This is a genomic window from Saccharothrix sp. CCNWYY140, from assembly GCF_037401995.1.
Taxonomy (GTDB): Bacteria; Actinomycetota; Actinomycetes; order Mycobacteriales; family Pseudonocardiaceae; genus Actinosynnema.
Window position 1 is genome coordinate 15,790 of the sequence record NZ_JBBEGC010000017.1, and the last position, 13,113, is coordinate 28,902.

Sequence of the window (13,113 nt, forward strand, 5' to 3'; positions counted from 1 at the left end):
CGCCCCGTGGCCACCTGCCCCGTGCACCCCGAGCGCCCCGAGCTCGAAATGCCGTTCGACGAGAGCTACCTCCGCGACCCCCACACCCTGTTCGACCGGATGCTCGAAGAAGGTCCGGTCCACCGGGTGAGCCTCATCAACGGCGTGCCCGCCTGGTACATCACCCGCTACGACGAGGTGGCCGAGGCCCTGCGCGACCCGCGCCTGGTCCGCGCCCCGGAGGCGGCCGGCCCGGACTACCGCGAACAGCTGATCGTCGAACGCATCCCGGCGGCGAACCTGGTCCTGGCCGACCCGCCGGAACACACCAGGCTGCGCAGGTTCATCAACCTGGCCTTCCGCCGGGACCGCATCGAGGCCATGCGCCCCCTCATCGAACGCTGGATGTCGGAAATGGTCGACGCCGTCCGCGCCGACGACACCCTGGACCTGATGGACGAACTGATCGTGCCCCTGCCCATCCTGGCGGTGTGCCACGTCATGGGCGTCCCGGAAGAACACCACGACTCGTTCCGCGCGTGGAGCAAGGAGTTGTTCACCGAACACCCCCAACGCAGCGCGGCAGCCTTCGCCGAGCTGTACAAGTGGATCAACGGCGTGGTAGCAACCAAACGCGAAAACCCAGGCCAAGACCTGATCTCCCGCTGGGCCACCATGCCCGACGAGGGCGGCACCAACCTCAGCCACGACGAGATGGTCGGCCTGGCCCTGCTCATGCTCCTGGGCGGCTTCCACACGACGGTCGCCGGCATAGCTAATGCGGTGCTGTCGTTGTTGAAGAGGCCGGACAAGGTCGCGGAGCTGCGCACCGACCCGTCGTTGATCCCGAGGGCGGTGGAGGAACTGGCTCGGCGGGACGGGTCGGTGCACACCGGGTTCCGGAGGTTCGCGGCGGAGGACATGGAGATCGCGGGGACGCCGATTGCCAAGGGGGACACGGTGATCCTGGCGATCGCGGCGGCGGGGCGGGACCCTCGGCGGTTCGACGAGCCGGATGTGATGGACTTTCAGCGGGAGGACAACCACCACCTGGCGTTCGGGCGGGGGCCGCACTTCTGTCCTGGGTCGGAGTTGGCTCGGACGGAGATCCAGGTGGCGGTGGAGCACTTGTTCACGCGGTATCCGGACTTGGAGTTGGCGGTGCCGGAGGAGGAGTTGGTGTGGGCGCCTTCGTACTTCGTGCGGGTGATGCGCTCGCTTCCGGTGCGCCTGGGTAAACGGGCCGGCTGATCCACGGCCACACGCTTCAACACAAACGACCGTGCGATGGGCGCTACGCGCCGAAGGCGCGAGCCGAAGCGGCTAGCGACCACGGGAAGGGCCTCGGTTTCTTTCCCCGTCCGGCCTGGGCGAAGCCCAACCACGCTTGGCCCGTTTCCGCAACCAGCTTTTCCGGTTGCGGAAACGGGCCAAGCGTGGTTGCCTCTGGCAGGTCGGACGGGGGAAGAAACCGACGCACTTCCCTCCCCGGGGGCCTGCCGCGCGGCGAGCGCCGCTTTTGTTTTGAGAGCGCGAAGCGCGTTCGGCTTGAGAGCGAAGCGTTGCGTTCAAAGATCTTGAAGAGCGTGAAAAGAGCCTCGCCGGCGGGCAGGCCGCCAAGGATGGACGGAAAAGAAAGGGCGGGGGCTTCTTCCGTCATCCCCGTATGGCCTGGCGGAGCCAACCACAGATTTCCCCGGGTGCCGCTAAAACTTTTTGCTCGTTCCTCGCAAAAACTTTCGGCTGCACCCGGGGAAATCTGTGGTAGCCCTTCGGGCAGGCCATACGGGGATGACGGAAGAAGCCCAAGTTGGGAGGTCTGCTGCGCGAGCTACTTCGGGCGCCCTGCGGGCGTTGGGCGCGTTGTGCTGGGGGGCTTGGGGGCTAGCTGATGGAGTTGAAGTCGGACCAGCCTGTGGCGACGATCTCCGGCTCTGCTGCGTAGGTGGCTTCCGGGTTGTCCGGGTCGAACTTGCCGCTGTGCAGGTAGGCCAGGAGGGTGCCGTCGTCGGTCAGGGCCAGTAGGTCTGGGTTGCCGTCCAGGTCTACGTCCGTCACCGCGAAGATCTTGGCGGTCCAGTTCTGGCGGATGGTGTGCCAGGTGCCTTCGCTTTCGAAGGCTTCGCCGTTGTGGAGGTCGCCCTTGCCGAACTCGTAGGCGTCCAGGTTGCCGTTGGCTCGGATGACCAGCAGGTCTGGGCGGCCTGTGCGGGTGATGTCGGCGAAGGTCCAGGGGAAGTCGTCTACGGCTACCTCCACCATCGGGTGGGGGGTTCGGTCGTAGGTTTCGCTTTCTACTACCTCGCCCTGGCTGAAGAAGGCGTGGACGCCGCCCTTGTCTTGTTCTCGGCCGAACATCACGTCCGGGCCTTGGCCCAGGTTGCCGATGGACATCGTTTCCCAGCGGCGGTCTGCTCGGCGGCCTGAGATCTTGATGGGGGCGCCCAAGGTCGACAGGCCGTTGAGGCCCTTGTTCGGGTAGAGGAAGACGCCCTCGGACGGGTTGTACTTCAGGGTGCTCAGGGCCAGTACGTGGGCTCGGCCGCTGCCGTCTATGTCGATGGTGCGGACCATGTAGTGGTTGCGGAGGTGGTGGAAGTTCTCCGCGATCTTCACCGGGTCGCCGTAGGTCCTGGTGCCGCGCAGCTCCCCGCTGTGCGGCACCAGGTACAGGTCTCCGGTGCTCTCGCTGCGCGCGAGGATGTCGAGTCTGCCGTCACCGCTGAACGAGTGGCACAAGCCGTTCCCGATCATCTCCGCCAAAGCAACACACCTCCGTGAGAGGACCGACTACGTCAGCGGAACCTGACGTGCGAGCGGTCTAATTGGTCCACGCTGGTCACGCCGAGGAGCTTCATGGTGACCTCGATCTCGCGGGTCAGGATTTCCATCGCCTTCACGACCCCGCGCCTGCCGCCGGCCATGAGGCCGTACTGGTAGCAGCGGCCCACGCAGGCCGCCGTGGCGCCCAGGGCGATCGCGGCGACGATGTCCGCGCCCGAGGTGATGCCGGTGTCCACAAGCACTTCGATGCGCTCGCCGACCGCGTCCACCACGTCGGGGACGAGTTCGACCGGCACCGGGGCGCGATCGAGCTTTCGGCCGCCGTGGGTGGACAGCCAGACCGCGTCCACGCCGGCGTCGGCCACGCGGCGGGCGTCGGCGACGCTCTGCACGCCCTTGGCCACGAGCTTTCCCGACCAGGCGCCGCGCAGCCACTCCAGGTCCTCGACGGACAGCTTCGGGTTGAAGACCTTCTTGATCAGGTCGGACGCCGAACCGCCGCCGGTCGCCGCCAACACCTTCGGGGACGGTGCGCCGCCGCGGATCTGGCTGAGCCACCAGCCCGGGTGCAGCCACGCCTCGGCGAACGTGCCGATGCTCATCGACGGCGGGATGGTGAGGCCGTTGCGGATGTCCCTGCGTCTGGGCACGGAGATCGGCGTGTCCAGGGTCAGCAGGATCGTGTCGAAGCCCGCCTCCTCCGCCAGCCCGAGCAGCTCCTTGACCATCGCCCGGTCCTCGGCGAAGTACAGCTGGAACCAGTGCCTGCCACCGGGCGCGGCGGCGGCGATGTCGGCGAGGGACGTGGTGGCGAGGGTGGACACCGAGTAGGGGATGCCGAACTGCGCCGCCACCGACGCGACCGCCGACTCGCCCTCCGGGTGCATGACCCGGGTGAACCCCACGGGAGCCAGGCAGAACGGCAGCTTCTGCTCCTTGCCCAGGACGGTCCGGGTGGTGTCGATCTCGGACACGTCCCGCAGCACGGAGGGCCGGAACTCGACGTCCGCGAACGTCTGCCGGGCCCGGCTGAGGCTGCGTTCGCTGTCCGCCGCGCCGTCGGTGTAGTCGAAGACCATCCGCGGCACGCGCTTCTGGGCGAGTTTGCGCAGGTCCTCGATGCCGGCCGCGCGCAGCAGCTTGCGGTCGGTGGGGTTCCACGCCATCTTCGGCGGCTTGAGCAGGGTGCGGAGCTGGGCGGACTTGGTCATGGGGGATCGATCCTTCCTGGGGCGGTCAGGCGGCTTGCCGGTCGCGGGTGGACAGCTCCGCGACGAGTGCGCGGTCCCCCAGCAGGTGCTCCACGACCTCGGCTGGTGTCGGGCAGTCGTAGACCAGCGCGGCCGACAGTTCGAGGCCGGTGAGGGCTTCGAGGCGGCGGCGCAGTTCGACCGCGGTGAGCGAGGAGAACCCGATCTCCAGGAACTCCTCGTGGTCGTCGACCTTGGCGGCCGACGGCAGACCGAGCGTGAACGCGGTCTGCGTCCGCACGACGTGGGAGAGCACGGACCGGGCCTGCTCCTCGTCGGCGCCGTCGAGCAGGCGGCGCAGCGCGGCAGGGCTGTCGACGTCGGCTCCCCCGCCGTCGTCCGCCTCGGCCGCGTGCCGCACGGCGTCCGGCAGCTCCCGCAGCAGCGGGCTGGGCCGGAACTCGGTGTGGCCGGGCACGAAGTCCGCCCAGTCCGGGACCCCGGCGACCCGGCCGTCCGCGATGGCGACCAGGAACGTCCGCGCGGTGGCGTCGACCGTGACCGACACCGCGCCTTCACGCTGGTGGGCCAGGGCGTCGAAGGTGGCGGCCGTCTCCGGCGAGCCACCCAGGCCGAACAGCTCGTCCACTGTGGACACCAGGATGAGGTTGGCCGCGTCGGACACCTGGGCGGTGGCGATCGGGTCGTCGGCGTCGCTGGTGACGACCAGGGTTTCGGCCGCGCCCGTGGTGACCTTGACGCCGGCCTCGTCCAGCAGCGCGGCGATCCGGTCGGCCAGCGGGCCGCCGTGCACGGCCACCGGGCCGGTCGGCGTCCACGCGTCCAGGGCGGGCGCGGTGAGCAGTCGGCGGGCGAACACCCCGGCCGAGCGCACGGCCACCTGGTCCTCCCCCGCGCCCTTGGTGAGCACGGCGGTCAGGGCGGTCAGCGAGCGGTCGTCCAGCGCGTCGGGCAGGTCCACCACGCCGCCCCAGGCCCGGGGGCTCTCGACGGCCGCCCGGCGGGCGCCACCCCACACGGCGGCACCGGTCAGGTCGGCGACCCGGTCGGTGGGCGTGACGGCGACCGCGCCGCGGGTCAGGTACCAGACTGGGGCGTCCAGGCGGGCCTGGTCGAGTTCGGCGAGCAACGCGGCCGGGTGCCCGGTCGTCGCCAGGACACCGGAGACGATCCGGTCCGGGGCCAGGGCGAGCAGGGCTTCGGCGGTCGGGTCGGAGTAGCGCCGGACGTCCGCGCCGGCGCGGGCCAGGGCCTCACCGATGGGCTCGGCGTCGGCCGGGACCAGCCAGATCCCGTGCAGGGACGCGGTCGGCAGACCGGACACCGGACGCCACCGCACCTGGTGACCGGGCTCGGGGCCACGGCGGTAGGCCGCCAGGGCGGCGACCACGTCCTTGAGCGACGCCGAGTCGTCCAGGCCGAGCAGCGCGCCCAGGTCGGCCCGGTCCACGGCGGCCCAGAAGTCGTCGGTCGGGGCTGCGGCCTGGGCGGGCGCGTCCGGCCACAGCCGGGTGCGCTGGAACGCGTAGGTCGGCAGGTCGACGCGGCGGGCGCCGGCGAAGAACGCCGCCCAGTCCACGGTCACACCCCGGCTGTGCAGGCGGGCCACGGCCTCGGTCAGCACGGCCGGACCGGTGCGGTCCTTGCGCAGCGCGGGCACGAAGGTCGCGTCGGCGACGCTCTCCTGGCCCATCGCGGTGAGCACGGCATCGGGACCGATTTCGAGGAACGTCTTCACGCCCCGGCGGGCCAGTTCCTGCACGGCCTCGGCGAACCGCACGGGCTCCCGGACCTGCCGTACCCAGTACTCGGAGTCGGTGGTGTCGGAGAGGATGCCCAGAGTGGGTTCCCGGTAGGTGATGGTCTCCGCGACCGCCCGGAAGTCGGCCAGCATCGGCTCCATCAGCGGCGAGTGGAACGCGTGGGAGACGGTGAGGCGCTTGGTCTTGCGGCCCTGGGACGCCAGTTCCGCCGCCACCGCGAGGGTTGCCGCTTCGTCGCCGGAGACGACCAGCGAGGACGGGCCGTTGATGGCCGCGATGGCGACACCGTCGGTCAGGAGCGGGGTGACTTCGGCTTCGGTCGCTTGGACGGCGACCATCGCGCCGCCGGTCGGCAGGGCCTGCATCAGGCGGCCTCGGGCGGTGACCAGGCGGGCGGCGTCCGGTAGGGAGAAGACGCCGGCGACGTGGGCCGCCGCCAGTTCGCCGATGGAGTGGCCGGCGACGAAGTCCGGGCGGACGCCCCAGGACTCCAGCAGGCGGAACAGGGCCACCTCGAAGGCGAACAGGGCGGGCTGGGTGTAGCCGGTCTGGTGCAGCTCCTCGGTGTCCAGGACCTCGTGCAGGGGCCGGTCGAGGTGCTGGTCGAGTTCCGCGCACACCGCGTCGAAAGCCCGTGCGAACGCCGGGAAGACCCGCAGGTCGGTGCCCATGCCTAGGCGTTGCGCGCCCTGGCCGGTGAACAGGAAGGCGGTGCCGGCGTCCTCCGCCACGCCCTCCACCACGCCGGGCACGACCTCGCCCCGGGACAGCGCGGCCAGGCGGTCGCGCAACTCGTCCGGGGTGCCGACGACGGCCGCGCGGTGCCGGAACGCCGTCCGGGTGGTGGACAGGGAGAAGCCGAGGTCGGCCGGGTCGTCGGAGAGGTGGTTGGCCAGGCGCGCGGCCTGGGCGCGCAAGGCGTCCCGGTCACGGCCGGAGACCACCAGGGGGACCACGGGGAGGTCGGCGGAGGACACCGGCGCGATGGTGTCGGGGGCCTGCTCGATGATCGCGTGCGCGTTGGTGCCGGAGATGCCGAACGACGACACCCCGGCCCGGCGCGGACGGCCGGTCTCCGGCCACGGCACGGACTCCGTGAGCAGCCGGACCGCGCCGCCCTCCCAGTCCACGTGCGGTGACGGCTCGTCCACGTGCAGGGTCGCGGGCAGGACGCCGTGGCGGATGGCCTCGACCACCTTGATCACGCCCGCCACGCCGGCGGCGGCCTGGGTGTGCCCGATGTTGGACTTGATCGAGCCCAACCACAGCGGGTGCTCGCCGCGGTCCCGACCGTAGGTGGCCAGCAGCGACTGCGCCTCGATCGGGTCGCCCAGGGTGGTGCCGGTGCCGTGCGCCTCGACGGCGTCCACTTCGGACGGTCGCAGGCCGGCGTCCGCGAGCGCCTGGTGGATCAGGCGCTGCTGGGACGGCCCGTTGGGCGCGGTCATGCCGTTGGACGCGCCGTCCTGGTTGACCGCCGTGCCGCGCACGACCGCCAGCACCGGGTGGCCGTTGCGGCGCGCGTCGGACAGCCGTTCCAGGACCAGGACGCCGACGCCCTCGCCCCACCCGGTGCCGTCGGCCGCCGCCGCGAAGGACTTGCAGCGGCCGTCCGGCGCGAGCGCCCGCTGGCGGCTGAAGTCGATGAACGCGTTGGGCGTGGCCAGCACGGTCACGCCGCCGGCCAGCGCGAGCGTGCACTCGCCGTTGCGCAGGGCCTGGGCGGCGAGGTGCATGGTGACCAGCGAGGACGAGCACGCGGTGTCCACGGTGACGGCCGGGCCTTCCAGGCCGAGCACGTAGGACACCCGCCCGGACACGACCCCGCCCGCGATGCCGGTGCCGATGAACCCGTCCAGCTCGTCGGGCAGGTGCTGGAGGTGAGCGGTGTAGTCGTGGTACATCAGGCCCGCGAACACGCCGGTCCGGCTGCCGCGCAGGGTCGTCGGGTCGATGCCCGCCCGTTCCACGGCCTCCCACGACGTCTCCAGGAACAGCCGCTGCTGCGGGTCCATCGCGAGCGCCTCGCGGCGGGAGATGCCGAAGAAGCCGGCGTCGAACCAGGCCGCGTCGTAGAGGAACGCGCCCTCGCCGCAGTAGGTGCGGCCGGGCTTGTCGGGGTCGGGGTCGACCAGGTTGTCCAGGTCCCAGCCGCGGTCGGTCGGGAAGCCGGACACGGTGTCGACGCCGGAGGAGACCAGGTCCCACAGCTGCTCGGGCGAGGTGACGCCGCCGGGGAACCGGCAGCCCATGCCGACGATCGCGATGGGCTCGTCGGTCGCCCTCGACACGGTGACCACGGCCTTCACCGCGCCGTCGAACAGCTCGGCGTCGAGGTGCTCGGCGAGCGCGGTCGGGTTGGGGTAGTCGAAGATCAGGGTCGCGGGCAGCCGCAGGCCGACCGCGGCGTTGAGGCGGTTGCGGAACTCGACGGCGGTCAGCGAGTCGAAGCCCAGTTCCTTGAACGCCTTCGCCGCGCCGACCGCGCCGCCGTCGCTGTGCCCGAGCACGACCGCGACCTGCGTGCGGACGAGGTCCAGCAGCTCCTTGCGCCGCTCCTCGACGCCCCGGCCGGCCAGCCGGGAGACCAGGTCGGACGCGGCGGCGGCGCCGGCCTCGACCTGGCGGCGGTGCGGGACGCGGACCAGACCGCGCAGCACCGACGGCAGCGCCGCGCCCTGCTCGCGAAGGGCTGCCAAGTCGAGCCGGACCGGCACCAGCGCGGCTTCTGGCGCGGCCAGGGCCTGGTCGAACAGCTCCAGGCCGTCCTCGGTGGACAGCGGGCGGACGCCGGAGCGGCGCATGCGGGCCAGGTCGGCGTCGTCCAGCGCGCCGGTCAGGCCGGTGCGCAGCTCCCACATGCCCCACGCCAGGGCGACGGCCGGCTTGCCCTGCGCCCGGCGGTGGGCGGCGAAGGCGTCGACGAAAGCGTTTGCGGCGGCGTAGTTCGCCTGGCCGGGGCCGCCGAACACGCCCGCCGCCGAGGAGAACAGGACGAACGCCTCGACGTCACCGGCGAGCTCGTGCAGGTTGACCACCGCGTCGACCTTCGGCCGCAGGGTGGTCGCGACCCGCTCGGGGGTGAGCGAGGACAGGATGCCGTCGTCCAGCACGCCCGCCGTGTGCACGACCGCCGTGGGCGGGTGCTCGGCGATCAGCGCGGCGAGGGCGTCGCGGTCGGCGGCGTCGCAGGCGGCGACCGTGACCCGGACGTCCAGCTCGTCGCGCAACCGGGCCAGCTCGTCGGTGAGGCCGCGCCGACCGGCCAGGACGAGGTGGTCGACGTCGTGGTGGGTCGCCAGGTGCCGCGCGACCAGTCCGCCGAGCACGCCCGAGGCACCCGTGATCAGCACGGTCCCGTGCAGCTTGAGAGAGCCGGGCTCGCCGGAGACCTTGGACAGGCGGGGGGCGAGGACCTGGTCGCCGCGCAGCGCGATCTGGGGTTCGCCGGTCCGCAGGGCGGGGCCGAGGTTCGTCGTGTCGGTGGCCTCCACCAGCACGAACCGGCCGGGGTTCTCCGACTGGGCGGAACGGATCAGGCCCCACACGGCGGCGAGGGCCGGGTTGGTCGCGTCCGGGGTGAGCACCACCAGGCGCGAGTTGTCGAAGCGTTCGTCGGCGAGCCAGGTCTGCGCGGCTTCGAGGACCCGGTTGACGGCCTCATGAGTGGCCTCGACCAGGGGACCCTCCGCCGAGACGCGCAGCACCACGAAGTCGGGGACCTCGGTGACCGCGTCGAGGCTCTCGACTTCGACCAGGGACACCTCGCCGTCCGGGACCGGAACGGGTGCCCAGTCGAGGACGTGCAGGGCCTCGTGGCGCGGGTTGCCCAGCTCGGCCAAGGCGTTCGCGGGCAACGGCCGCACGGCCAGCGCCTCGACGGACACGACGGGGGCACCGGTGTGGTCGGCCACGGACACCGCGACCGCGTTCGCCCCGGCCGCCCGCAGCGCCACCCGCAGGGCGGACGCGCCGGTCGCGTGCAGGGTCACGCCGTGCCACGCGAACGGCAGCCACGGGCCTTCGCCCTCGGAGGTGAACACGCCCAGCGCCAACGGGTGCAGCGCCGCGTCCAGCACCGCGGGGTGCAGCCCGAACCCGGCCACGTCGGCCTGGTCGGGCGCGGCGACCTCGGCGAACACCTCGTCCCCGCGCCGCCACACCGCCCGCAGCCCGTGGAAGGCCGGACCGTAGGTGATGCCCAGCGCCGCGAACCGGTCGTACAGCTCGCCGATCTCCACGGCCTCCGCACCCGCCGGCGGCCACGCCTCGTCCGAGGCCACGACGTCGACGGCACCGCTGGTCAGCGTGCCGGTGGCGTGCCGAACCCACGCGCTGTCGTCGTCGAGTCGCGAGTGGACGGTCAGCCGCCGCACGCCCGCCGCGTCCGGCTCGCCAACCCGGAGCTGGACCTGCACGGCACCCTTCTCGGGCACGATGAGCGGCGCTTCGAGGGTCAGTTCCTCCACCGCCGTGGCCCCGACCTCGTCGCCGGCGCGCACGGCCAGCTCGACGAACGCCGTGCCCGGCAGGAAGATCCGGCCCGCCACGCGGTGGTCGGCCAGCCACGGGTGCGCGGACACCGACAGCCGCCCGGTGAGCAGCACGCCGTCCGCGCCGGCCAGGGCCACGGTCGCCCCGAGCAGCGGGTGCCCGGTGGACCCCAGGCCCAGGCCGGCGGCGTCGGCGGGCGCGCCGACCTCCTTGGGCCAGTAGGCCTGGTGCTGGAACGCGTAGGTCGGCAGCGCGACCGGCCGGCCGGTGACCAGGGTCGAGAAGTCCGGCGCGACCCCGCGGGTGTGTGCCTGGGCCAGGGACAGCAGGAACCGCCGCACACCACCGTCGTCGCGGCGCAGGGTGCCCACCGCCGAGCCGCCGTCGGCGAGCAGGTCGCCGACCGCGGGCACCAGCACGGGGTGCGGGCTGACCTCGATGAACGAGTCCACGCCCGCCGCGACCAGGCCGCGCACGGTGTCCTCGAACTCGACGGTCTGGCGCAGGTTGCGGTACCAGTACTCGGCGGTCAGCTCGGCCGTGTCGATCGGCTCGCCGACCACCGTCGAGTAGAAGGGGATCTCCGACGTGCGCGGCTTGATCGGCGCCAGCACGCGGAGCAGCTCGTCGCGCATGGACTCGACGTGCGCGGAGTGCGAGGCGTAGTCCACGTCGATGCGCCGCGCCCGCACGCCGTCGCGCTCGCACTCGGCCAGCAGCCGGTCCAAGCCGTCGTTGTCACCGGACACCACGACCGTGGAGGGACCATTGACGGCGGCCACGGACACGCCCTCGGGCAGGCGCTTGGCGACCTCGGCGATCGACGCGGACACCGACACCATGCCGCCGCGCCCGGCGAGGTCCACGGCGATGGCCTGGCTGCGCAAGGTCACGACCAGCGCGGCGTCCTCCAGGGACAGCGCCCCGGCGACGCACGCGGCGGCGATCTCGCCCTGCGAGTGGCCGACGACAGCCGCCGGCTCCACGCCGTGCGAGCGCCACAGGGCGGCCAGCGACACCATCATGGCGAACAGGGCGGGCTGGACGACGTCCACGCGGTCCAGCGAGGCCGCGCCGGGCACGCCGCGCAGCACGTCGAGCAGGGACCAGTCGGTGTGCCGGTCGACGGCCGCCGCGCACTCGGCCATGCGGGCGGCGAAGACCGGCGAGGTCTCCAGCAGTTCGGCGGCCATGCCCAGCCACTGCGAGCCCTGGCCGGGGAACAGGAACGCGGTCCGGTCGCCGACCTCGGCGGTGCCGGTGACCAGGTTCGGGGCGACGCCGCCATCGGCCAGCGCGGCCAGCGCGGCGTCCAGCTCGTCCCGTTCGCCGACCAGCACCGCGCGGTGCTCGAAGCGGGCGCGGGTGGTGGCCAGGGCGTGCGCGATGCCGTGCGTGTCCAGGCCTTCGGCGTGCTCGCGCAGCCGGGCGGCCTGGTCGCGCAGGGCGGCTTCGGTCTTGGCGGACAGCACCCAGAGGGTGGGGCCGTTCACCGGCAGGTTTTCAGGGGTCTCCGCGGCCGGGGCTTCCTCGATCACGACGTGGGCGTTGGTGCCCGAGATGCCGAACGAGGACACGCCCGCGCGGCGCGGCTTGTCGCCCGGCGCCCACTCGACGGGCTCGGTGACCAGCTGGACCGCGCCGTCGCCCCAGTCGACGTGGTGGGACGGCGTGTCGACGCCCAGGGTGGGCGGCAGTTCGCCGTTGCGCATCGCCATGATCATCTTGATCACGCCCGCGACACCGGCGGCGGCCTGGGTGTGGCCCAGGTTGGACTTGACCGAGCCCAGCCACAGCGGCCGGTCCCGGTCCTTGCCATAGGTGGCCAGCAACGCCTGCGCCTCGACCGGGTCACCCAGGGTCGTGCCGGTGCCGTGCGCCTCAACGGCGTCCACATCGGACGGTTGCAAGCCCGCGTTGGCCAGGGCAGCGCGGATGACCCGCTGCTGCGACGGCCCGTTGGGCGCGGTCAGGCCGTTGGACGCGCCGTCCTGGTTGACCGCTGAACCCCGCACGATCGCCAGCACGTGGTGGCCGTTGCGGCGGGCGTCGGAGAGCTTCTCCAGCACCAGCACGCCGACGCCCTCGCCGAACGCGGTGCCGTCGGCGGCGGAGGCGAACGCCTTCACCCGGCCGTCCGGCGCGAGCCCGCGCTGGCTGGAGAACTCGACGAACGTGCCCGGCGTGGAGATCACGCACACCCCGCCCGCCAGCGCGAGCGTGCAGTCACCGTTGCGCAGGGCGTGCGCGGCCACGTGCACGGCCACGAGCGAGGAGGAGCAAGCGGTGTCCACGGTGACCGCCGGACCCTCCAGGCCCAGGGTGTAGGACACACGCCCGGACACGACACTGCCCGCCACACCGGTCATGGTGTAGCCGATCAACGCGTCCATGTTGCGCTGCATGGCGGTCAGGTACTCGGCGCTGTTCGCGCCCACGAACACACCGGTCTTGCTGCCGCGCAACGAATCGGGGTCGATCCCGGCGTGCTCGAACGCCTCCCAGGACGCCTCCAGCATCATGCGCTGCTGCGGGTCCATCGCCAGGGCCTCGCGGGGCGAGATGCCGAAGAAGCCGGCGTCGAACCCGGTGGCCTCGGGGATGAACCCGCCCCGCCGCACGTAACTGGTGCCGCTGGGGTTGTCCGGGTCGAACAGGGCGTCGAGGTCCCAGCCGCGGTCGGTGGGGAAGTCGGTGGTGCAGTCCGCGCCGGACCGCACCACCTCCCACAGCTGCTCGGCCGAGCGCACGCCGCCCGGGAAGCGGCAGCCGATGCCGACGACGGCGATCGGCTCCCGCTCGGTGGCCTCCTTCAGCTTCTGCTTGGTCTGGTGGAGGTCTGCCGTCACGCGTCGGAGGTACTCGACAAGCTGCTCTTCGTT

3 protein-coding genes and 1 pseudogene are annotated in these 13,113 nt (G+C 72.3%); 1 reads left to right on the forward strand and 3 read right to left on the reverse strand.

Features of this window, described 5'->3' with window-relative positions; genetic code table 11:
• Window positions 1-6: 6 nt before the first annotated feature.
• Window positions 7-1,230 (forward strand): cytochrome P450 family protein, encoded by a 1,224-nt coding sequence (locus tag WBN91_RS11745; RefSeq protein ID WP_337728526.1) that lies wholly within the window; start codon window positions 7-9, stop codon window positions 1,228-1,230.
• Between the two features lie 633 nt (window positions 1,231-1,863).
• Here WBN91_RS11745 and WBN91_RS11750 read toward each other — a convergent pair.
• The 3 genes and pseudogenes from WBN91_RS11750 to WBN91_RS11760 all read right to left on the reverse strand — a co-directional run.
• A complete protein-coding gene (locus tag WBN91_RS11750) occupies window positions 1,864-2,742 on the reverse strand; it encodes a hypothetical protein (protein WP_337726130.1) in 879 nt (292 codons plus the stop codon).
• Window positions 2,743-2,774: 32 nt separating this feature from the next.
• Window positions 2,775-3,974: an alpha-hydroxy acid oxidase gene (locus WBN91_RS11755; RefSeq protein WP_337726131.1), complete on the reverse strand. Its 1,200-nt coding sequence runs from the start codon at window positions 3,972-3,974 to the stop codon at window positions 2,775-2,777.
• 25 nt (window positions 3,975-3,999) lie between these two features.
• Window positions 4,000-13,113: pseudogene (locus WBN91_RS11760) on the reverse strand (SDR family NAD(P)-dependent oxidoreductase); the annotation flags it as partial.

Bases quoted from the DNA above. Each gene is read 5' to 3' on its own strand.
- WBN91_RS11755 (WP_337726131.1), bottom strand. From the start codon at position 3,974: ATGACCAAGTCCGCCCAGCTCCGCACCCTGCTCAAGCCGCCGAAGATG.